Annotated in this window: 19 protein-coding genes; 11 read left to right on the forward strand and 8 right to left on the reverse strand. The window is 59.9% G+C overall.

Features of this window, described 5'->3' with window-relative positions; translation table 11 throughout:
• The first annotated feature begins 130 nt into the window (after positions 1-130).
• The 3 genes from ACVDG9_RS28320 (at position 131) to ACVDG9_RS28330 (ending at position 1,925) form a co-directional block, all read left to right on the forward strand.
• The gene (locus ACVDG9_RS28320; protein ID WP_367022395.1) at positions 131-562 is read left to right on the forward strand and encodes a nuclear transport factor 2 family protein; all 432 of its coding nucleotides are present in this window, start codon (positions 131-133) and stop codon (positions 560-562) included.
• A gap of 218 nt (positions 563-780) precedes the next feature.
• Positions 781-1,176: a RidA family protein gene (locus ACVDG9_RS28325; RefSeq protein WP_447239630.1), complete on the forward strand. Its 396-nt coding sequence runs from the start codon at positions 781-783 to the stop codon at positions 1,174-1,176.
• Positions 1,177-1,241: 65 nt separating this feature from the next.
• The gene (locus ACVDG9_RS28330) at positions 1,242-1,925 is read left to right on the forward strand and encodes a helix-turn-helix transcriptional regulator (protein WP_447239631.1); all 684 of its coding nucleotides are present in this window, start codon (positions 1,242-1,244) and stop codon (positions 1,923-1,925) included.
• Between the two features lie 56 nt (positions 1,926-1,981).
• Here ACVDG9_RS28330 and ACVDG9_RS28335 read toward each other — a convergent pair whose 3' ends face one another.
• From ACVDG9_RS28335 to ACVDG9_RS28345, 3 genes are all read right to left on the reverse strand, one after another.
• The gene (locus ACVDG9_RS28335) at positions 1,982-2,452 is read right to left on the reverse strand and encodes a hypothetical protein (protein ID WP_447239632.1); all 471 of its coding nucleotides are present in this window, start codon (positions 2,450-2,452) and stop codon (positions 1,982-1,984) included.
• Between the two features lie 311 nt (positions 2,453-2,763).
• Positions 2,764-5,142, reverse strand: coding sequence for a YbcC family protein (locus ACVDG9_RS28340; RefSeq protein ID WP_447239633.1), 2,379 nt, complete (start codon positions 5,140-5,142; stop codon positions 2,764-2,766).
• A 15-nt stretch (positions 5,143-5,157) separates the two neighbouring features.
• Entirely contained in the window at positions 5,158-6,720 is a 1,563-nt protein-coding gene (locus tag ACVDG9_RS28345; RefSeq protein WP_447239634.1) for a proton-conducting transporter transmembrane domain-containing protein, read from the reverse strand.
• Positions 6,721-6,819: 99 nt separating this feature from the next.
• On the opposite strand from ACVDG9_RS28345, the gene ACVDG9_RS28350 reads away from it, so the two are divergent.
• Positions 6,820-7,710: a LysR family transcriptional regulator gene (locus ACVDG9_RS28350; RefSeq protein WP_447239654.1), complete on the forward strand. Its 891-nt coding sequence runs from the start codon at positions 6,820-6,822 to the stop codon at positions 7,708-7,710.
• A 50-nt stretch (positions 7,711-7,760) separates the two neighbouring features.
• Here ACVDG9_RS28350 and ACVDG9_RS28355 read toward each other — a convergent pair whose 3' ends face one another.
• Genes ACVDG9_RS28355 through ACVDG9_RS28365 form a run of 3 tightly spaced genes read right to left on the reverse strand, consistent with a single transcriptional unit; the run spans position 7,761 to position 13,658 of the window.
• Complete coding sequence (locus tag ACVDG9_RS28355; protein WP_447239635.1) at positions 7,761-9,266, reverse strand: efflux transporter outer membrane subunit; 1,506 nt, start codon at positions 9,264-9,266, stop codon at positions 7,761-7,763.
• Between the two features lie 10 nt (positions 9,267-9,276).
• Positions 9,277-12,414 (reverse strand): efflux RND transporter permease subunit, encoded by a 3,138-nt coding sequence (locus ACVDG9_RS28360; RefSeq protein WP_062486849.1) that lies wholly within the window; start codon positions 12,412-12,414, stop codon positions 9,277-9,279.
• Entirely contained in the window at positions 12,414-13,658 is a 1,245-nt protein-coding gene (locus tag ACVDG9_RS28365) for an efflux RND transporter periplasmic adaptor subunit (RefSeq protein ID WP_209009653.1), read from the reverse strand. The genes ACVDG9_RS28360 and ACVDG9_RS28365 overlap by 1 nt, the downstream gene beginning before the upstream one ends.
• Positions 13,659-13,815: 157 nt before the next feature.
• Here ACVDG9_RS28365 and ACVDG9_RS28370 point away from each other — a divergent pair, with 157 nt between their 5' ends.
• Entirely contained in the window at positions 13,816-14,472 is a 657-nt protein-coding gene (locus ACVDG9_RS28370; protein ID WP_055661552.1) for a TetR/AcrR family transcriptional regulator, read from the forward strand.
• Between the two features lie 18 nt (positions 14,473-14,490).
• On the opposite strand, the gene ACVDG9_RS28375 is transcribed toward ACVDG9_RS28370, so the two are convergent.
• A complete protein-coding gene (locus tag ACVDG9_RS28375) occupies positions 14,491-15,633 on the reverse strand; it encodes a patatin-like phospholipase family protein (protein WP_447239636.1) in 1,143 nt (380 codons plus the stop codon).
• Positions 15,634-16,023: 390 nt separating this feature from the next.
• Between ACVDG9_RS28375 and ACVDG9_RS28380 the strand changes: the two genes are divergently transcribed.
• From ACVDG9_RS28380 to ACVDG9_RS28395, 4 genes are all read left to right on the forward strand, one after another.
• On the forward strand, positions 16,024-17,388 hold the full coding sequence (locus ACVDG9_RS28380; protein WP_447239638.1) for an MBL fold metallo-hydrolase: 1,365 nt from the start codon (positions 16,024-16,026) through the stop codon (positions 17,386-17,388).
• A gap of 161 nt (positions 17,389-17,549) precedes the next feature.
• Positions 17,550-18,497 (forward strand): ABC transporter substrate-binding protein, encoded by a 948-nt coding sequence (locus tag ACVDG9_RS28385; RefSeq protein WP_228148018.1) that lies wholly within the window; start codon positions 17,550-17,552, stop codon positions 18,495-18,497.
• Positions 18,494-19,174 carry a L,D-transpeptidase gene (locus ACVDG9_RS28390; protein ID WP_055661555.1) on the forward strand — a complete coding sequence of 227 codons (681 nt, stop codon included), beginning with the start codon at positions 18,494-18,496 and terminating at the stop codon, positions 19,172-19,174. The genes ACVDG9_RS28385 and ACVDG9_RS28390 overlap by 4 nt, the downstream gene beginning before the upstream one ends.
• 32 nt (positions 19,175-19,206) lie before the next feature.
• Entirely contained in the window at positions 19,207-19,533 is a 327-nt protein-coding gene (locus ACVDG9_RS28395; protein WP_152505437.1) for a hypothetical protein, read from the forward strand.
• 17 nt (positions 19,534-19,550) lie between these two features.
• Here the strand turns inward: ACVDG9_RS28395 and ACVDG9_RS28400 are convergent, their stop codons facing one another.
• Positions 19,551-20,210 (reverse strand): GntR family transcriptional regulator, encoded by a 660-nt coding sequence (locus ACVDG9_RS28400; protein WP_023000135.1) that lies wholly within the window; start codon positions 20,208-20,210, stop codon positions 19,551-19,553.
• Positions 20,211-20,604: 394 nt separating this feature from the next.
• On the opposite strand from ACVDG9_RS28400, the gene ACVDG9_RS28405 reads away from it, so the two are divergent.
• Complete coding sequence (locus ACVDG9_RS28405; protein ID WP_075283613.1) at positions 20,605-21,405, forward strand: transporter substrate-binding domain-containing protein; 801 nt, start codon at positions 20,605-20,607, stop codon at positions 21,403-21,405.
• A gap of 325 nt (positions 21,406-21,730) precedes the next feature.
• The gene (locus tag ACVDG9_RS28410; protein WP_447239639.1) at positions 21,731-22,393 is read left to right on the forward strand and encodes an amino acid ABC transporter permease; all 663 of its coding nucleotides are present in this window, start codon (positions 21,731-21,733) and stop codon (positions 22,391-22,393) included.
• Positions 22,394-22,403 lie beyond the last annotated feature (10 nt).

Raw genomic sequence — 22,403 nt, forward strand, 5'->3', positions numbered from 1 at the left:
TGCGCGAATTATTCCGTCGCCGGCAAAAAAGAAATTTCGGCTCCTTCGGGAAGGAAAACACCACCACCTGCGTGGACAGCACCGGATGCGGCCGATCGCATCTGGAACAGTGAACGAATGGAGATCTGAAATGAAGCCGATCAGTCAATTTGCCGCTACTGCCTTCGCAGGTACGGTTCTGTTTGCATCCGCAGCCCTGGCCGGGCCGGGTGAAGACCTGGCACGTACCCATTTCAACAACATCGCAACCGGCAAGGTCGATGCCCTCAAGGCGTCCTATTCCGACAAGGCCGTGCTGGAATGGGTCGGTGGCCCGCTGGATGGTGTCTATACCGGTGCTGCAGACATAGGCACGGTCTGGGCCAAGTTCACAGGCGCGCAGGGCAAGCTGAAGGTCGATGTCTCGAATGTTCAGGAAAACGCAAATCCAGCTGGCGTGACGGTGACTGCCAATGTGCGCTTTTCCGGCAAGAACACGATCCCGGTCCGCTACGTCCTGACCTATCGGAGCGGCAAACTGGCAAGCGAAGTCTGGCAGATCGACCCCAAGCTCGCGAAGTAAGCCGGCATTTCCCTGCCTGCCGTTCCCGCCTGCATGGCAGGGGAAACCGGCGCGCAAGCATCCTGCGTTTGCAAGAACGCAGGATGTCTTTTTTTGCGCAGGGCAAGGCCTAGGTTCTGCAAAATCTGGCCTAGGTACGATCACTCCTCTCACCACGGTGACAGGAGGCCTGTGGTTGATAGGCGTTCTCTTGTTTTGGAAGATCGAAAGGACGCCCCATGAACAGAACACCCGTCAATCCCTGGCCCTGGTCGCTCAGGCTTGGCTACAATCAGGCCGAAATTGTTGAAGGCATGGGCAGGCAGCTGATCTGCGCCGGACAGACCGCTGTCGACGGGCGCGGAAATCCTCAGCATGCCGCGGATATGCGCGGTCAGATCGAACTTTCACTGAACAACCTGGAAGCCGTACTGGCCGAAGCGCGGATGACCCTGGCCAACGTCATTCAGGTCAAGGTCTACACAACGGATGTGGACGAGGCCCTGAAGAATTTCGACGTCCTGGGAGCGCGGTTCGGCCGCCTTGACGCTGCGCCGCCAATGACACTACTTGGCGTGAGCCGGCTTGCGCTACCTCCGCTCATGTTCGAGATCGAAGCGACCGCTGCCGACTGAGGCCCGACACCTGAACGCAGCTTCGAAGCGGCTGCATCCGGTTTTCTGGAGCGTGAGGAAACGGAATGCGACGCGCGGAAAGACTGTTTCGGATCATCAACGAGATGCGGACCCGCGACGTAATCCGGGGCGCAGAACTTGCCGAACGGTTCGAAGTCAGCCTCAGCACGATTTACCGGGACATCGCCCACCTTCAGGCGTCCGGCCTTCCCATCGAAGGGGAGGCCGGTATCGGCTATCTGCTGCGTCCGGGCTTCGATCTGCCCAACATGACGTTTACCCATGATCAGGTCGATGCGCTGGCGATCGGCCTTTCCTTTGTGGAACGCACGGGCGACCCGGCGCTGGCATCGGCGGCACATGAAGTGCGTGCCATGATCCAGGCCGGCATGCCGGATCCCGATAAACGCAAGCTGGCCGACGCGCCGTATTTCAGCCTGCAGATCAAGAACAGCGCCCCACCGACCGTCAGTCTGATCCGCGAGGCCATCCGGATGCAGCTCGTTGTCGATATTTGTTACGAGGATGCCGATGGAAAACCCACGGAGCGCAGCGTCCGCCCGCTTGTCATCTGGAATGTGACAGACGGGTGGATGTTCAGTGCGTGGTGCGAAATGCGGCAGGCCTTCCGCACCTTCCGTTTCGACCGTGTCGTAAAACTGAGTGTCACAAGCACGGTTTTCGAGGACGACGAGACAAGAGGACTGCGTGCTTTCCTGGCAACCGAGCCTTGCGAGGAAGAGGGGTGACGCCAGTTAGTTACAGGATGTGTCAGGCTTAGCTTCGGTCACGCCGTTCCAGATAACTAAAATTTCCAGCTGTTTGGATCGTTGTTTGGCTTCGACGAGACAAATTTGTCATCAATTTTGCCGCCAAGCTTTGCAAAATACATGAGTTTTTGAACATGAAACAGTTCAATACACTGGTCGCCTTTAGAGAAGTTGACTGCGGCAGTAACGAGGCGGCAGTTTTCGAGTGAATACACACCGTTCGAGTCAATTCGGTCAATGCTCATCCAGTGATCTCGATATCTACCAGTAGAGTTTGTCAACTGTTCAAAGTTTTTGTTCGTTTCTTCACACCTACCAGCGGCTCGAGTGACGAGAATGTCAAAGTCCTTCTCATTCAATAAAAATGGAATTTTTTTGTTCTTGGCCCTTTTTTGGGCTTGATAGTATACTTTTAACTCTTCTTTGTTGGCTGTGCGCGTTTTTTTTCTTGCTTCTTCAGTCTTTTGTTTAAGTTCTTGAATTAAATTTGGGATAATTGGCGCCATTTTTTGAGTTGCCTTTTTTGACTTGTAAAATTTTTTAAGCTGAATCTTAGGAAATATTAGTCAAAGAGATTGATTTGCAGTAAATTGCAAGTGGTACATATTTGTCTTATTTATTCAAATTTGCATTTGGGTTGATACCAAACAGTTTATTCTTCGTCGTAGTCAGCTGTATCCTGTCAGGAATTCTTACTGGCTGCACTTGATGACTCGGGTTTCAGTTATTTAGACTCGCGGGAACGGAGTACCCACTGAGCTAGCAGATACTCCAAGGGAAGCTAATGGAAAATTCTGGGATAGCTGCACTTCCAAGTTCAGGCTGCCAGGCTGGTCATCTCTTCCTCTGCCCAGGAGCCATCCGGCTGGTAGCGCGCGGCCATACGTCCGTTCCGAAGCGTGAACAGATGCAGCCAGCCGTGTTCGAAAAGGTTCCGAACATCCGGGTGCGCATCCAGAATGGCAGATATTGCCTCTTCGGGGGCTTCGATCAGAACCGACAACCGGAGAGGGGTGTGCATCCCTTTCTCGCCATCATGCAGTGCCTGTGCAGGTAGGCCGGGCCGCAGGCGCCCGCCGTTGCCTTCCACAACGCCAATGCCGCCAACCACATTGTGGATGAGTTTGTTGCCGCCACCGAAGACATCCGGCGCGACTGAAGAGCCATAGTATTGAAGGCTGATCCAGCTCGCCACGACCACCGGGGCGGTGAGGATGAGTTCAAGCGTCTTGAAGTCCTCGTCCGTCTGCCAGTCGTAGCTGTGAAGGAAGGCCCGGCCTTCCAGATTGGCCTTCGACGTCAGATGTCTGGGGGCTGCGATGAACGCGGCACAGTCTGCAAGTCCCCACTCCGGCCTGATTTCGGCCCAGTTGAATGCTCTGGCAGCAATGGAGGCAGCATTCGTGCCCGGCAAGCGCAAGGCGCGCTCGGCCCGTGCCTCGGCTCCCGCCCGTTTCAACCATTTTTGCAGAAGGTCGAATTCATCCACCGGGCCGGATTGGTCCTTGTCGAACAGGGTGATCTCGTCCGTTGTCGTGTCGTGGAGCGCCGCGACAAACCGGGTGTCGTCAGGAAGGTCGATACCGTGAGCAGCAAGGCCGGAGCGGGTTTCGGCATCGTTCAGCAAGCTTGCAAGCAACCGCGCTGAAACCTCACCTGAATGACCACCGCATGCGCCGCAATGATAAGCGCTTTCATGCGGATTGTTTTTCACATTGGCTCCGTGGCCAACAAGCAGAACCACCTGCGCATGATTGTTCGTGAGGCTCATGGCCTTCAGGATCGCAGCGGCGGTCGCTGATTTCGTCTCGGCATCAAGCGCCGGGTCGAGCCTTGGGGCGGCACTCGTCGAGACCTTTCTTGTGGGGCGGCCGAGGGAATCCTTCACCAGCTTGGTTACATACAGAGGGCCGGCAGCTTCCACATAGGCGAAGGACGAGACAGCGGCCTGGCGGAACCTGTCCAGTGCCCGTATGGCCCGCGCACCGATGCGTGCCGTCTTTTCCTCACCGGGAGAACCGTGGCAAGTTGAGGTCATGGACGGTTTCAGCAAGACCGGCAGGAGATTTTCTTCAACATCGGAGCCGTGGTCCCTGTGCGCAGCAGGAAGACCGAAGAAACCCGCAAACCCGAGTGTTTCGATCGATGGGCTCTGGTTTTCCAGCGCCCGACGGAAGACTTCAGAGCGCACGTCGATGCAGAACGCCGCCTGAAGGGCAGGGCGCTCCCCGGTGTTCTTTGTCGGCGCCTTCAACTGTTGGCCGAGTGACCGCTGGTATGCCCGCTCTGCCGCGTCCTGCAAAATGGCATCGATAACCTGGTCCCGATCCGGAACAAGAGGTGCGGCATGAAGCTGATGCGTGGCCTGCCATTGGTCGGCGACAGCCGGGAAGCGGTTGAAAAGCGCCTCTTCCCAGATCAACCGGACGGCCAGCAGGTCGCCGAGCGTGCCGTCCGTGGTGCCGTTCTGTTCTGCACGCCACAGCAGCCAGCGTGCATGTTGCGCCCAGCCTCCAAGGTCCATCAGCAGCCGGTGAAACAGGGTTTCGGCAGCCGGAACGCTGATGCTCAGCCGGTCGGTTACCCGCAGGATTGCCTGTTCGGAAGTGTCCGGAGACGTGGTTACATGGGAGCAGAAGCCCGTCAGTCCGGCAATTTCGGGTGTCAGGTCACGGCTCGCCCAGGACCGCCAGGCAGCATAAGCGCCCTCACCCGGGGCTGGAGACCAAAGCGCCTGGCCGCGGTCGAAGTAACCGGCGGCCCACAGACCAACGGTTTTTTCGATAACCGACGGCCAGTCGATGCCGGATACAGAAGCTGCGAGTTCGGCAATGGTTGGTACGGCTGCCGGTACCGGTCCATCCATTTGGGCGAATGCCTTGAGCTGCGCGACATCCGTTGGCTTGTTGCCGGCGTTGCTTGCCTCAAGGGCGGCCGTCAGGTCTTCATCCAAGATGCGGCCACAGGCGATCTCGGTGCCGTAGCTGCTTCTGGGCCGGGTCAGGCTGATGCCGCTCGTTCTGGCAAGGCGCGCGGATGCTTCCGCGAGGCCTTCTCCAACCTGGCCGAGGAACGGATTGACGGCAACGGTTGCATCCAGCGGAAAGGCGGGCGGGATGGCCCGTATGGCTGACGTGCCTGCCTCGAGGATGCCCGAAACCCGTAGCGAGCTGAATTGGGTGTGCTTGATAAACATCTGAAGTGCCTCGTCTTACTTGGAGTTTGCAACCCGGTATCCGCCGATGAAACGGTCGAGGAGGGCGTTGAGGTAAAGGCCGTTGGCGATGTGAACGCGCAAGCCGGCGGTCGACGGGTGGTGTGACCAGAGCGGGAAAAGCGTCTGAGCAACGGCAACGATGCCGAAGGAAAGCACCGCCAGGACGATCAGCGCCCATTCGAGGGGGCCGGCGACAGGTGCCTGCGGCAGAGCTGCGCCCCACAGAAGGTTGGCAAGCTGCTGGAAGCCGAAATAGGCAAAGGCAACGATGACTGCGGCCAGCGAGGTGCGATACGTCAGTTCAGCGGGGGCCGCATCTGCAAGACCTTGCGCCACCAGATAGGCCACACCGAAGATGAGCATTGCTCCGATGGCAAGCGCCTGAGGGGTTTTCGGGCCTGCGATCATCGAGAAGGCGAAGGAGACTATCGCGTAGAGAAACAAGGCGATCGCGAAGGACCGGAGCACGTTGGCAACGCTGGGAATTGCGATCGGGCCGGGGCGCCGCAGCTTGGCCACGGCCAGAACCGCTCCACCCGAGGACAGGAAGGCGTGGGCCTTGTAGAGGGAGTGCGCGACCACATGGAGCAGCGCGAGTGGCCAAAGACCGAGACCACACTGCAGCAGCATGAAACCCATCTGGGAAATCGTTGACCAGGCAAGGGCAGTCTTCACCGCGCTTTGGGTCAGCATGACCACTGCCCCGAAGAGAGCGGTCAGGCCACCAAGGGCCACGAGTGTGCCCATGGCGCCAGGACTGGCCTGAACCAGATCTGCCGTCCTGATCAGAAGAAACCCGCCGGCGTTGATGATGCCTGCATGAAGCAGGGCGGAAACCGGGGTTGGCGCCTCCATGACTTCCGTCAGCCAGCCGTGCAGGGGGAAGGCGGCCGATTTCAGTACGGCTGCCAGCACCAAAAACACCACAGCCAGATGTTCGACGAAGGAGAGATCAGGCCCGACCGTTTCAGAAAGCTGTCCAAGCTGTGCGGTGCCGGTGCTTGCCATGAACAGCCCGGCGGCCAGCAGCAGCGAGATGTCACCTGCATGCCAGACAATCGCGAATTTTGTGGCGGCCCGTTGGGCGGCGGCGCGCTGCGGGTAAAACAGCAATAGCCTGCGCAGGCAGAGGCCGATCCCGGCAAAGCCGAGGACAAGCAGGAACAGGCTGCCCGACTGGACGACCACCAGTACGGCCGCAAGTGCCGTGAGCATCAAGCCGTGGAAGGCCCCTTCTCTCGTTTCGCCGTCGAGGTAGGTCCGGGAGTAACGCATCACCACCCAGCCGATGAAGGCGACCAAAAGGGTCATCGTCACGCTGATGGGGTCGAGCCGCACAACAAGCGTAAACGGACCTTCGAACAAGGTTGCTTCCGTTGCTCCCAAGACCAGAAGCTGCACCAGACCGGCAAGGGCAAGCACAAGGGCGATAAATGCACTTGCTTCCGAAGCCTTGGGATAGAGCCCTGGGCGGCGGCCCGGACACATTGTTGAAACGGCCGCTGAAGCCAGCAACAGCACCGGCGCAAGAAGGGGTAAAGGGAACAGGTACGGCATGGGAACCTCACGAACGCTGAAAGACGCCGTGGATATACCGTCTCGTTTTCTTGCAAAAAATTACATATTATAATCGAAATCGTTCTATAATTTGGAAGTATTGTCGTGCTGAACCTTCATCATCTGCGGCTTTTCCGGGCAGTTGCGCGGGATGGAACACTGACGGGGGCTGCCAGGGTGCTGAACCTGTCGCAGTCGGCGCTATCCTCGCAGATCAAGACGCTGGAAGCCTCCCTTGGACACGATCTGTTTGAACGACGTGGACGTGGGCTGGTGCTGACGGAGGCCGGGCGGATCGCCCTTGATCACGCGGAAGCGATCTTTCGGACCGCCGAGGACCTGACGGCGACCCTGCGCAACACGGGCACCGAGCGCAAGGCTTTGCGGGTGGGAGCACTCGCAACGCTTTCGCGAAATTTCCAGATCGGCTTCCTGGAACCCCTGATCGGACGATCGGACGTCGAAGTGGTGCTGCGCTCCGGAGCGCAGGCAGACCTTTTGAGGGCCCTGGAAGCACTGGCGATCGACGTGGTCCTGACGAACCTTGTGCCAGCCCGGGATGCCTCCAGTCCCTATCTCGTACATGGACTTTCCGAACAGCCGGTCAGTCTGATCGGACCCGCAACCGCAGCCGATCTGGCGGGGCTGCCCTTGCCGGAGCTTCTGTCTTCGCAGCCGCTGATCCTGCCGACGCCGGAATCGGCCCTGAGGGCATCTTTCGACGCGATGGTCGAGCAACTGGGTGTCGTCACCAAAGTTGCCGCGGAAGCCGACGACATGGCGATGATCCGCTTGCTTGCGCGCACGCACGCGGGGCTTGCCGTCATTCCGCCGATCGTCGTGAGGGACGAGCTTGCTTCGGGACGGCTGATCGAACTGGGCAGGCTGGAAGGGCTCAAGGAGGAGTTCTTCGCCGTCACGCTGCACCGGCGCTTCCCGAACCCGCTGGTCGCCGACTTGCTTCAGGCTTTCAAAAACAAGACGGACTGAGCAAGGGTTTCAAGCCTTTGCCCAGTCCGAAACGTGGTACCGAGGTCGCGTCAGTACGCAACCGACAAATGCGGGCCGGTGTTCTTGTCGACCACTTCCGGCTTGTCGGTTTCCACCTTGCCGGTCCAGCCGCCGCCAAGCGCCTTTTGCAGGGCGATGTAATAGGTGGTCAGGCGGACACGGCTCTGGATGAGCGTGTCTTCGGCGGAGTAGGTCGAGCGTTCAGCATCGAGGGCATCGAGGAAGCTGGCGGCACCGGTCTGGTAGAGCGATCTGGAAAGCTCGGCGGCCGACTTGTAGCTTTCCGCCGAACGCCGCTGACTGGCGACACGCTTGCGTTCCTGGGTGAAGCCGACAAGAGCGTTCTCGACATCTTCCAGTGCTGTCAGCACCGATGCCTGGTAGGCGAGGAAATACTGATCGCGCTGGGCTTCGGCAATCTCGACGCCTGCCGCCAGTTTGCCTGCATTGAAGATCGGCACGGACAGCGACGGGCCGAAGGCCCAGCTGATCGAGGAATTCTTGCCGAGATCGCCAATGTCGGCTGCGGCGGTGCCGATGGAACCTGTCAGGCTGACGGAGGGATAACGCGCTGCCGTTGCCTGACCGATTTTCGCGGTTGCCTCGGCAAGCTGGCGTTCAGCCAGGCGAACGTCCGGGCGGGTCAGCAGGATGCTTGCCGGAATCCCGACAGGGATAGGCAGTTTCGGTGTCGGAATCCGGCTGCTTGCCAGCAACCGGTCGGTAAGGGCTGTCGGCTGTTGACCGGTCAAAACGCTCAGCCGGTGCATGGAAGCGGCAAGAGCTGTCTTCAGGGCCGGAATATTGGCCTCTGTCGACGCCGCCTGACCTTCCGCGTTGGCAACGTCGAGACCGGAGGACGAACCAGCCTGGAACCGCTTGCGGATGAGATCGGCCGAGGACTGCTGCGATTTCGCGGTGTCCTGCGCCAGTTTCAGCCGCTGCTGAAAGCCGCGCGCTTCGACATAGTTGGTGGCAAGGTCACCGATCAGGGTCAGCAAGCTTGCCCGCAGCTCTTCCTCGGCAGCATCAAGACCGTATTTGGCTGCTTCCTTTGCTCGGCGGTTGGCGCCGAAGATGTCGATCTCCCAGGCGGCATCGAAACCACCGTTCCAGAGCGTGCCGACGCTATCGGACCCACTCGATTTGGAGCGGGTCACGCTGGCCGCACCGTCAAGGCTCGGAAAGAGCGATGAGGAGGCCTGTTTGTAACTGGCCCGGGCTTCACGCACCTTGGCCTTGGCTGTGCGGACATCCAGGTTGTTCTGAACCGCGAGCGAGATCAGGCTGTTGAGCTGGGCATCGCCCAGCTGCGTCCACCAGTTGGCAAGTTGCGGCACGGAGGCAGGCGTTTCGCCTGTCGTGTTGCGCCACTTGCCGGGCACGGAGACATCCGGGCGCTGGTAGTCGGGGCCGACGGAACAGGCACCCAGCAGGGTCGCCGCCATCAGGCCCGCACCCAGCCGCAACCAGGTCTTGCGGCGTTGAGAGGGGACGGCGCAGGCAGAGCCGGTCTCAGGTTTGAAAAGGGTCATCGAAACTCTCTCAATGGGCTTTGCTGCCTGAAGTGTCGGGGGCTGCTTCGTTCGTCTGCTTGCGGCTGAAGATGCGCCGCACGGTGACGAACAGAAGCGGCACGAAGAAGATGCCGAGCACGGTGGAGGCGATCATGCCGCCCATGACGCCGATGCCGATGGAGTTCTGCGCACCCGAACCTGCCCCGGTGGCAATCGCCAGTGGCGTCACACCCAGGATGAAGGCGAAGGACGTCATCAGGATCGGCCGGAGCCGCTGGCGAGCGGCGTCCAGTGTCGCCTGCAGCAGGTCCTTGCCCTGGCGTTGTTGTTCGATGGCGAACTCCACGATCAGGATGGCATTCTTCGCCGCCAGGCCGATGGTCGTCAGCAGGCCGACCTTGAAGTAGACGTCGTTGGTTTGCCCGAAAATCAGGGCCGCCGCCAGGGCGCCGAAGACGCCGATTGGGACCGACAGCATCACCGCGAAGGGGATCGACCAGCTTTCATAAAGGGCGGCAAGGCACAGGAACACGATCAGGATCGAGATCGCATAAAGCGATGCGGCCTGATCGCCTGAAAGCCGTTCCTGATAGGACAGGCCGGTCCATTCATGAACGAAGCCTGCCGGAAGCTGGGCCACGAGCGCATCGATTTCCGCCATCGCGTCACCCGAGCTGATGCCGGGAGCCGCCTGGCCCTGCAGTTCCACAGCCGACGCGCCGTTGAAGCGCTCGAGCCGCGGGGAACCATAGGTCCAGCGCGATGAGGCGAAAGCGCTGAAGGGCACCATGTCGCCATTGGAATTGCGCACGTGCCACAGGTCCAGATCGGACGGCTGCATGCGGAACGGGGCATCGGCCTGCACATAGACCGGCTTGATGCGGCCACGGTCCATGAAGTCGTTGACGTAGTCGGACCCCCAGGCAATCGACAGGGTGTCGTTGATGTCCGGAATGCCGAGGTCGAGCAGGCGCGCTTTCTGCGTGTCGATGTCGACCTTGAACTGTGGCTGGTCTTCCTGGCCGTTGGGCCGTGTCGCCGCCAGTTTGCCGGATTGTGCCGCCATGCCCAGCAACTGGTTGCGAACCTCCATCAGCCGGTCATGACCGGCGCCATTGATGTCCTGCAGGTAGAACGAAAAGCCGTTTGTGTTGCCCATGCCCTGAATGGCAGGCGGGGCAAGGGCGAACACACGGGCGTCCTTGAACTGCGAGAAGGCTCCCATGGCACGGCCTGCAACTGCCTGGGCGGCAAGCCGCGGGTCTTCGCGCTCGGTGAAGTCCTTCATGCGGATGAAGGCGAGGCCGACATTCTGTCCCTGACCGCCGAAACCGAAGCCGGCGACGGTGAAGACGCTGTCGACCGCATCCGGCTCGTTCTCCATGAAGTGGGTGCGTACCTTGTCGAGCACGGTCAGTGTCCGGCCCTGGGTCGCGCCAACGGGCAGGTTGACCATGGCAATCAGAATGCCCTGGTCTTCCTGCGGCAGGAAGGAGCTTGGCAGGCGATTGAACATCCAGCCCATGGCAACGCCGATTGCGATGAACAGCACAAGGAAGCGCTTGCCGCGTTTCAGGATGCCGCCATTTGCCGCCCTGTAGCCGTTTGCACTTGCGTCGAAACCCCTGTTGAACCAGGCGAAGGGACCACGCTTGTGGCCGTGGTCACCCTGCTTCAGCATGGTGGCGCACAGCGCAGGCGTCAGGATGAGCGCAACGAATACCGACAGCACCATGGCCGAAACGATGGTGATCGAGAACTGGCGGTAAATGATCCCGACGGAGCCGCCGAAAAACGCCATCGGCACGAAGACGGCGGACAGCACCACCGCAATGCCGATCAAGGCGCCGGTGATCTCGTTCATGGATTTGCGGGTCGCCTCACGCGGCGGCAAACCTTCCTCCGCCATCACGCGTTCGACGTTTTCCACCACGACGATGGCGTCATCCACCAATAGCCCGATGGCGAGCACCATGGCGAACATCGTTAGCGTGTTGATCGAATATCCGAACAGCGCAAGCACCCCGAAGGTGCCGAGCAGAACCACGGGCACGGCAAGTGTCGGAATGATGGTCGCGCGCAGGTTCTGCAGGAAGAGATACATCACCAGGAACACCAGCACGACTGCTTCCAGCAGTGTGTGGACCACCTTCTCGATGGAGAGCTTCACGAAGGGGGTGGTGTCATAGGGATAGACCACATCGACCCCGGCAGGCAGCGTCGAGGAGAGCCGGTCGATGGTGTCGCGTACCCGCTGGGCGGTGTCGATGGCGTTTGCACCGGTCGCAAGCGAGACCGCAAGGCCGGACGCCGGCATGCCGTTGTAGAAGGCAGAGGTGCTGTAGCTTTCGTTGGCAACTTCCACCCGGGCGACATCGTTGAGGCGAACGACAGAGCCGTCTTCGGAGCTCTTCAGAATGATGTCGCGGAACTGCTGTGCAGTCTGCAGGCGGCTGGAGGCGGTGATGGTCGCGTTGAGCTGCTGACCCTCGGCCTGCGGCAGACCGCCAAGCTGGCCGGCGGAAACCTGGGTGTTCTGGGCCTGGATTGCGGAACTGACATCGCTCGGCATCAGGTTGTATTTCAGCAGTTTCGTCGGGTCGAGCCAGATGCGCATGGCATAGCCGGAGCCGAACAGCCGGGTTTCACCGACGCCCTCGACGCGTTTCAGCGTGTCGTTGAGCGTGTTGTCGACATAGTCGGCAATGTCGGTGGAAGTCAGGCGTCCGTCCGTCGAAACGAAGCCGAGCACCATCAGGAAGCCGGAAGTCGACTTGGTGACGGTGATGCCCGTGTTCTGGACGATCTGCGGCAGCTGGCTGGAGACGAGTTGCAGCTTGTTCTGCACCTGCATCTGGGCAACGTCCGGATCCGCCTTGGAGGAGAACGTCAGCGAAATCTGGGCTGAACCGGAGTTCGAAGACGTCGCGGTCATGTAGTCCAGGTAATCGATCCCGGACATGCCCTGTTCGATCACCTTGGTAATCGAGTTTTCGACCGTCGCCGCATCGGCGCCCGGATAATTGGCGCTGATGTTGACGGTGGTCGGTGCAATTTGCGGATATTGCGAAACGGAAAGGGTCGTGATGGCCAGTGCGCCTGCCAGCATCGTGACAATGGCAATAACCCAGGCAAAGATCGGCCTGTCGATGAAGAAAGCTGACATCAGTCGGAAGTCTCACTTGTGTTCGACACCGCCTCACCGCGGCTTTCCACCTCCCCCGTCGCTTCGTCAATGGTCACCAGAGTGCCTGTTGCCTCCTGGCCGGCCCGTACGAACAGCGAGCCTTCAACGATGACCCGGTCTCCCTCCGAGATGCCTTCGTTGACCAGCCAGTTATTGCCGATGTCGCCTTCGACCCTCAGGACGCGCTCTTCCACCTTGCCGTCCTGGTCGAGGAACAATGCCGTCGGTTCGCCCCTGGCGTTGCGCGATACGGCGCGCTGCGGCACGAGGAACGAGTTCTGCGCAATGCCCTCCTCGACGATCGCCTGGACGTACATGCCCGGCAGGAGCAAACGATCGGGGTTCGGGAATTCGGCGCGCAGCGTGTAGGTGCCGGTTGTCGGGTCAACGTGGGCTTCCGAAAATTCCAGCTTGCCGGTTTCGGAGTATTCTTCCCCTGTTTCCAGCAGCAGGCGCACCTGCACGTTATCGCCGGACAACTTGATCCGGCCTTCGCGCACGGCCTTTCGCAGCTTCAGCAGGTTGGTGCTCGACTGGGTGACGTCGACATTGATCGGGTCAAGCTGACGGATGATGGTCAGCGGTGCCGACTGGCTGGCGGTCACCAATGCGCCGACATTCAGCGTCGAGGCTTCGATGCGACCCGAAATCGGTGCCTTGATGACGGTGTTGTCGAGATTGATCCTTGCAGTCTGCACGCTGGCCTTTGCGGAGGCGATGTCCGCCTTTGCCTGGGCGAGCGCCGCTTTGGCGTCGTCCAGCTCCTGCTTGGCCACGGCGTTCTGCGTGATCAGTTCCTCGTAGCGCTCAACCTTGGTCTGGGCGCTCGGCAGGGCCGCTTCGGCTTTCTGGAGAGCTGCCTGGGCGCTGTCGTGTGCTGCCTTGTAGAGATCGTCCTCGATCCGGTAGAGCACGTCTCCGGCGGTGACCTCCGTGCCTTCCTTGAACAGGCGTTCCTTGATGATGCCGCCGACCTCGGGCCGGACTTCCGCGTCCAGGGACGCTGCGATCCTGCCCGAAAGCTTGGCCGTGATCGCGACCGACTCGGGCTCAAGTTCGACAACGCCGACTTCCGGTTTGGGCGCGGCGCCTCGCATCTGCTGGGCCTGAGCAATGCCGGACCCCAGGCTGGTGGAAATCAGGAAAGCGAAGAGAAAAGCACGGAACGGCTTCTTCGTAGAGCACAGGTACGCAGTGCTCGAACCGAGAGGGGTACACGTCATTTCCGGGAGGAACCTCTTTGGAAGCGAATGCTGTGGAGTATTAGAAAACTCTCGGGTACCATTATTCGCTTCAAGGTTCCCTCGTCAATCGAATTTCGGTATCAGTTCGTAACGGGGAGGAGACAAAATGAGCTCTTCAAGAACAAAAATTGTGCAAATGGGTTCCTGTCCAGGCGGACTTGATGACTGTAACGAGCAGCGGCAACGCGGACGGCAGAAGGTCCATGACGAGGCGACGCTGAAGGCGCGCGTTGTCGAGGTCGCCTTCGGCACGTTCCAGAAGCATTCCTACAACGGCACGACCATGGCACTGGTCGCCAAGAATGCCGGGATTTCCAAGCGGACGCTTTACGAGTTGTTTCCGTCGAAAATCGAGCTCTTCGCGGAACTCGCGATACGCCACCGTGCCAATCTTCTTGATGTGCCGGCAGGCCGAAAGGCCGAAACCCTTGAAGAAGCCCTGAGGGCGGTCTTCAAGGTTGACCAGAGCGATGAAAAACACAATCAGCAGGCTGCCGAAATGCGTCTGTTCTATGTGGAGGCCGTCGCGAACGAAGAGCTGGGCATGCTTTTGAGGAAACACTGCGGCAGCGAACTGCATGATGTGGTGACTGCCTGGGTGGAGGACGAGGTCGAAAAAGGCCGGATCGTGGTCCAGTCTTCGCGCGACACGGCAAAGTATCTTCTGGATGTCCTCATTGCGGCTCGGCTGTTCCGCCCGAAGACACCCGACATGATCACGGGCCTGTCGGATATTCGCACCTACCTCAATCACACGATCCAGCTCATCCTGAACGGCCTGCTGCCACGCTGACCGTTCAGGAGGGATGCATCAGGATGCCTTGGCCTTGCGAAGAGGGGCGGGATCGGCTCTTTGCAGCCAGTGACCGAGATCCAGCGTCGACCGCTGACCAAGTTCTGCACGGTTCTTTTCAAGAAACTCATCGGCAGCAGTGCGGCCTTCCTCGCGCAGTTCTTCCAGGAACGGCCAGGTGGAGTTGAGTTTGGATTGACCGCTGCGGCCATTCATGCCGGCACCTGCAATCCGGTGGATCCGCAGGTTGGCGACCGGATTGGAAACCGGGCTGGCGGCACGATTGGCGTTGAGGCCTGTCAGGCTCGGCAGGAAACCTTGCCGGGGCGACTGTGTGCCAGCGCCAGCTTGATGTTGCAATTCCGCCAGCAACCGCAGTTCCTTGATCAAAGGCGCATTGAAGGAGATCTCCTTTTCGCGCGCCGCGATCTGCTGGGCATCCTGCGGCAGGGCAGCTCGTTCGGTGGGGCTCGTCTGGACCAGCAGCAGATCCGCATCGCCCGGCTCCAGAACCAGAGGCATCAGGCTGGGGTTGCCGGTATAGCCGCCGTCCCAGTAATGCTCGCCGTCGATTTCGACCGCGTGAAAGAGGGACGGGAGACAGGCGGATGCCAGAAGCACATCGGTGCTGACGGCGCCGTTGGAAAAGATGCGCGCTTCACCCGAACCGACATGGGTCGCGGTCACATGCAGCGGTATGGCCGAGCGGGCAATGGCGTCGATGTCGATCGTTTCGTCTATGATTTCCCGTAAAGGGTTGAAGCCTGCCGGGTTGAGATCGTAGGGCGACAGGAAGTTCATTCCCGCGCCGAAGAGAAACGGCAGGCTTTCGAAATCTATTCCCAATCCACCGAGCACAGCTCTCGATGTCGTCATGTTGAAGGGGGTAAACCGGCTTCGTTTGGAAACCGTTTTCCAGAAGCCCTCCAGTGACGTTCGCGCTTCGTCGCGCCCGCCTTTCATTAGGCCGGTCAGCAGTGCCGCCGCATTCATCGCGCCGGCGGATGTGCCCGAAAGGGCGTTGATCTCGAGTGTCTCTTCCTCCAGGAGACGGTCCAATACGCCCCAGGTGAAGGCGCCATGGGCACCGCCACCCTGGAGCGCCAGGTTCACACGTGTCCTGCGCGCTCCTTTGGCGCTATGTGAAACAGTATGTTTCAAGGTCCGGGTTCCTTTCCACGAAGTAGTGTCCAGCCCCGAAACGTTTCCTCGTGATATTTTTTGCTTGAGTTTCGTGCCCGGCCGCTGGTGAGCGGATTTCGGCGGTAAACCATTTTACGGCCTGCCGGTGCATCGGAAGACTAAGATATGCTGCAATGCAGCATCTTTCAATGCGTGCACGCGTTTCGACAGGCTTTTACGGTGAGAAACGGCAGCCTTCCGCGGGAAAAATACTGCTGCGATGCGATGTTTCGAAGTCTGCGCGACAAAAGGGAGGCTTGCGCAAGTTCCTGATTCCATGCCTGAATTCAGATACCTTCCCGGAATGCACGGGCAGGTGATGTCGTTTTGGCTGAAACTTTGTGCAGACGATCGGGAGGATGCAGCGCAATGAGCGTGAAACTGACTTTTCTCGGAGGCGTCGGCACTGTTACAGGTTCGAAATATCTGCTGGAGAAAGACGGCACGCGTGTGCTGGTCGATTGCGGCCTGTTCCAGGGTTACAAGCAATTGCGGCTCAAGAACTGGGCGCCTTTGCCTGTCGATCCGAAAACGATCGACGCGGTCATCCTGACACACGCCCATCTGGATCACTCCGGCTATCTGCCCCTCTTGGTTCGCAACGGATTCAAGGGGCCGGTAGTCTGCACAAGGGCGACGCGGGATCTGTGCGCGATCCTCCTGCCGGACAGTGGGTTCTTGCAGGAAAAGGACGCGGAATTCGCCAACCGTCACGGGTTCTCGAAGCACCGTCCGGCCCTGCCGCTCTACACGAAAAAGGATGCGGAAGTGTCACTGGACCGGTTCCGGCCAGTGGACTTCGATGACGTGCATGAAATGCTGGGCGCTTTCAGCGTTACCTTCCGCAAGGCCGGGCATATTCTGGGGGCGGCGATTGTGGAGCTGACCTGGGGTGGCACAAGGATCGTCTTTTCCGGAGACCTCGGGCGCTACGGTGATGCGACGATGTTCGATCCGTCGCCGATCCGCGAGGCGGATTACCTGCTGGTCGAATCCACCTATGGCAACCGCCGGCACGAAAACCTTGATGCCGAGGACATCCTGGCCGAAGCCATCACCAAGACCGCGCGGCGCGGTGGCACCGTTGTCATCCCCTCCTTTGCGGTCGGCCGGGCGCAATCACTGCTGTTCCACATACAGAGCCTGAAGGAAGACGGCCGAATTCCCGACCTGCCGATCTTTCTCGACAGTCCCATGGCCGTCAGCGCCTCCAACATCTACGGCAAACACCCGGACGACCACCGGTTGACGCCGGAAGAATGCGACTGGTCCAACGGGGCGGCGCATTATGTGGCCGATGTGGAGGAATCCAAGGATCTCGATCGCAATCGCATGCCCAAGGTCATCGTTTCGGCCAGCGGCATGGCGACCGGCGGCCGGGTGCTGCATCACCTGAAACACTATGCGCCCGACCATCGCAACATGATCCTGTTCGCGGGGTTTCAGGCGGGGGGAACGAGAGGCGCGGCGATCACGTCCGGTGCGGCAAGTGTCCGGATCCATGGCTCCGACGTGCCGATCCGGGCTGAGGTCGGCAACCTGCACATGCTGTCAGCGCATGCGGATGCGGACGAAATCATGCGGTGGCTGGGAAACTTCGAGCGGCCGCCAAAGATGACCTACATCACGCATGGCGAACCGGATGCCGCCGACACCCTGCGCTACAGGATCGAGAGCGAGCTGGATTGGCCGTGCTGGCTGCCGGACTACCGGGAAGACGTTGAACTGGAATAACGATCGCCAAGCGCTCCTTCTCCCAGGTTCCGTACAGCAGAAATGAATGCCGGTATCGAAACCTGCAAGGCACTGGAAATAATTGTTTCTGCTATTTGCCGTTGCGTCAGAATTGTCGCAGTGTTTAAGGTAGGGGCCAAGGTGTGTAGGGAGTACTGGCTGTGTGGCGTTCTGTTCTCATGTCCTCGATCATGGCGGTCGCCGCCGTCACGTCTGCCAAGGCCGATGCCGTTGTGATCGGCGTGCCCGCCTGGCCCTCGGCTCAGGTCACCGCCTACATCATCGATGATATTCTCAAAGAGCGCCTCGGTGTAGAGACGGAACTGCGTGATCGAGGCACCCTGACAATTCTCTCCGATATCGGCCGGGGCGAGGTCCAGGTACATCCGGAAGTCTGGTTCCCCAACCTGTCTGCAATGGCAGGGCGGTTGAGCGAGGAAAAGCATGTTCTGTCGCTCAGCCCCAAGAGCGTCGCCGCGACGCAGAATATCTGCGCGACACGCGCAACGGTTGAACAAACCGGCATCAAGGCGGTCGCCGACCTCGTGAAGCCCGAGATGGCCGCGCAATTCGACAGTGACGGCGATGGCAAGGGCGAGATCTGGATTGGCGCTCCGAGCTGGTCGTCAACGGAGATCGAAAAGATCAGGGCGCATTCCTACGGCTACGACCAGACAATGACGCTGCTGGAAATGCCGGAAGATGTCGCCATGGCCGCCGTTGATGCGGCCGTATCCTTCGGCAAGCCCGTGGTCTTCTATTGCTACGGACCGCACCATGTTTTTGAACTTCATGACATCGTGAAGCTGGAAGAGCCAGCGTACGACCCGGCACGCTGGACAATCGTCACCCGCGCCCAGGACAACGACTGGCTGGAAAAGTCACACGCCGACACCGCCTGGGATGCGTCCAGTTTCAAGATTGCCTTTGCGACTTCCCTTGAAAGCGGCATGCCCGAAGTGGCTTCGTTCCTGTCAGCCATGGAACTGACACCGGCCGATGTGACCGGGATGAGCTATGCCGTCGTTGTCGAGGGCAAACCGGCAGAAGATGTTGCAAGGGACTGGATTGCCGCGAATGCGGACAGGATCGGGGAGTGGACCAAATGATCAAGCTGCCGAGCGCATTTCGCACTGTCTTGAACTGGGTGCCGGCCATTGCGGTGCTGGCCTTTGCCGGCGTGGCGCTGGCACAATCCTTCCAGACGCAGATCTACGATCCGACGACACGCAAATGGGTGGACTATACCCCGCGCGCGGCGGCGAAATTCTATAACCGGCATGGCCAGTCGCCTGAAGAATTCCGGCGGCAGGTGGTTCCGTTCCGCACGGCTGAAAAGCCCGGTACCATCATCATCGATGGAGACAGGCACTTCCTTTACCTGGTTCAGCCCAACTTTCAGGCGATCCGATACGGGATTGGCGTGGGCCGCGACGGCTTCGGCTGGGCCGGCATCGTCAAGATCGGCCGCATGCAGGAATGGCCGACCTGGACACCGCCACCGGAAATGATTGCCCGTGATCCTGAATCCGCCCAGTGGGCGGGTGGCATGCCTGGCGGGCCCGACAATCCGCTCGGCGCCCGTGCGATGTATCTTTATATCGGCAACAAGGATTCCATCTACCGCATCCATGGCACCAACCAGCCCTGGACGATCGGTCTCAATATCTCATCGGGCTGTATTCGCCTGAACAACGAGGATGTCGCGGATCTTTACAGCCGCGTGGAAGTTGGCGCGAAGGTGATTGTGCTGATGCAGGGGGCTGCCCTTTACAAGGGCGTCTGAGAGCTGGCGGTGAAGGGTGGGAGAAACTTGAAATGAACATCAGGGTATCGAACAGGCTTGCTGCGGGACTGGCTGCCGGGCTTTGTCTTTCCGTCGTCGCGGGCTGCAACACCAGCTCCAACCAGACACCGACCGCCGGTGCCGTGCGTTCGTCAGGCGAAACCGCACCAACCGACCTGCAACTGCTTTGTGCCTCGAAGGCCGCCGAAGAGCTGCAGGTTACCGGCGGCAATGTTCTGCCCGTCAGCTCCATGCCTTCGGGCGAAAACGCCTACCAGGTCAACCTGACCTTCGATGGCGGGCAGGCGGTTTGCGTCATTGACGAAGCCGGCACCGTTCAGTCGATCAATCGCGTTTAAGGAAGAGCCGGGCGGCTTCAGGCCTCCGGCAGATGCTTCAAGAGTGAAGCCTTGGCCCCGTGGATGTGTTCCCGGGTGAGGTTGGAGGCGAGGTCCGCGTCGCCTTTTTCGCAGGCTTCCAGAATGGCGAAATGTTCGCGTCCCGCCCGTTCCATGCCGTTGGACATGACCAGCTGGGCCCGGATCTGCCGTTCCACCCGGTCGATGGCGTTGTCGGCAATCTCCTGAAAAAACTTCAGATCGCTGGCGCTGTAGAGCGTTTCGTGAAAATCGCGGTTGAGGTCGCCATAGGCCATCGGATCGGTGGCCGAGGAGAACGCCGCGCATTTTTGCCTTGCGTCTGCCAGCAGCTCCTTCGACATCAGCGGCACGGCATTGCGAATGATTTCCGGTTCGACCAGCGCACGCAGGTCAAAGATTTCCGCCGTTTCCCTGGGTGACAGACCGGCGACGACAGCCCCCTTGTAGCGCTGCGTCTTGACGAGGCCCTGTTCCTCCAGGCGGGAGATAGCTTCACGTACCGGAATGCGGCTGGTGTTGAACAGGCGGGCGATTTCGTCCTGGCGGAGAGGTTCGCCTTCTTCAAGCTGGCCCTCGATAATGGCTTTCCGCAGCGCGTCGAACACAATCGACGATGCCGAAGCAGTCGCGGAAATATCCATCGTTTTCAGTTTCATAGGACCAATTCTCCCTGAAGCCACCTTTTACGGGATCGCCCTTGATTGGTGAAGTGAAAATGATTTCGAATATTTTATATTGAATATTGGATCCAATCTGGTTTATCAATCTCGAGCCCAAGGGAACGCAGCAGGCAGCAGTTGACGGAACAGCTGGTGCTGCGAGGTCCGGGTGCGGTGCACCGAAGGCTGGAAGGCCCGGCGCACGATGAGCGAAGTCCGACGGGAGGCGCATCTGCCGTCCGGCGGACGAGACGGAATACCCCGACAGCTCGGGAGGCTGTCGGGCAAAGACCTGGTCCGGATCGAGCGGGAAACCCGCCGGCCGGGCAAGAAAAAACCCGGAGCGTGCAAGCGCCGGGGCCAGAATGCTTCAGAAGGAAGAGGGGAACTCATGATCAGGAAATTTGTGGCTGCCGCAGCCCTTTCACTTGCCGCCGCGCTGCCGGTCAAAGCCGACACGCTGGACGATGTTGTCGATCGTGGTCAGCTGAAATGCGGCGTCGTGCTGGACTTTCCGCCGATCGGCTATCGGGACGAGAACAACGAGCCGGCCGGTTTCGACGTGGAATATTGCAATGACCTCGCCGCAGCGCTTGAAGTCGAGCCGATCATCTATCCGGTAACCTGGGCCGAGCGCCTGCCGGTGATCGTGACCGGCCGCGCGGATGTGGTGTTCGGCGCAACTTCCGACAGTCTCGCCCGTGCCCGTACCGTCGGTTTCACAATTCCCTACGCGATCTATTACGCGCAGGGCGTCGTCAACACGGAAAGCGGGATCAGCGCATTTGAAGATATCCGCGGCAAGCGTGTCGCTGCTGCCATCGGCACCGTGCCGGAGCAGGAGTGGCTCAAGATCGCGGCCGAATGGGGCGAAGAGCATCTCTACCAGGGCTATCAGTCCGAAAACGAAGTGTTTCTTGCTGTTGCCCAGGGCAAGGCCGATATCGGCCTGACCACCAACACCGCCGTCAAGCCGGTCACCGACCAGTATGAAACGCTGGAGCCCGGCCCGCGCATGCCTTGGACCACGGATTACACTTCCGTTGTCGCCAAGCGCGAAGACGTGACCTGGCTGAACTTCCTCAACCTCTTCGTCACCCACCAGGTCCGCTCCGGCCGCTATGCCGAGCTGTGGGGCAAATATGTCGGTGGCGAAGCTCCGGAACTGCGTATCCCGGGCGTGATGTACTGAGGGTGAAGCCTTGACGGGTGATCCTATCCTCCTCGGATGAGCGCGGGGTCACCTGCAACTTGCAACAAATACAGTGCCACCCCGGGCGACCTAAGGGAGACCCGGGGCTCACTCACCCCCGGAAAGTTTGAAGCGTGTGCTGATCCTCGGCGAAGAGATCCGCGGCTTCAGCAAGTTTCACCAAGAGTAGGCCCCGGATCTGCGCCGCGCTTGTCCGGGGTGACACCCGGAACAACAACCTCGGCAGTGCTCTTGTCTGACGGGATCTCACGAATGCGTATGCCTTGCCCCGATAAGGCGGGATAGCCGGAGCAATTCGTAACAAATGTTCGACTATAATTTCCATTGGCGGCCGGTGGTGAAAAGCCTGCCCGATCTGCTGGAGGCCGGGTTGCTGACGCTTGAAGTCGCGACCCTGTCGATGGTGATCGGCATCGTGGTCGGTCTTGCGCTGGCACTGATCCGGCTGAAGCTGAAGGGGCCGCTCTACTGGCTTGCGACAACGTGGGTGGAACTGGCGCGCAATACGCCTGCGCTGTTCCAGCTGTTCTTCTTCGGCTTCGGGCTCGGCGCCTTCGGCATTCACCTGACGCCGTTTTTCATCGTACTTGCCGGGCTCAGCTTCAACTGTGCCGGCTATCTGGCGGAGAACTTTCGCGGCGGCTTTCAGGCTGTGCCCGAGACGCAGCTGCGGGCGGCACGGTCGTTGGGAATGACCTCCTGGCAGGCCTATACCCGCATCGTCATCCCGCAAGTTTTTCGCATCGTCTATCACCCGGTCACCAACCAGATGGTCTGGGCGGTGTTGATGTCTTCACTCGGCATGCTGGTCGGGTTCCGCGAACTGTCAGGCGAGACCCAGTTCTTCGCCAGCCGCACCTTCCGCATCTTCGAATATTTCGCAGTCACGGCCGTCATCTACTACGTGATCGTCAAATTCATCCTGGCGGCGTCCCGGCTCCTTGCCATGCGCCTGTTCCGGTACTGAGGGGGCTGAC

It is taken from the genome of Roseibium sp. RP-7, assembly GCF_053005225.1.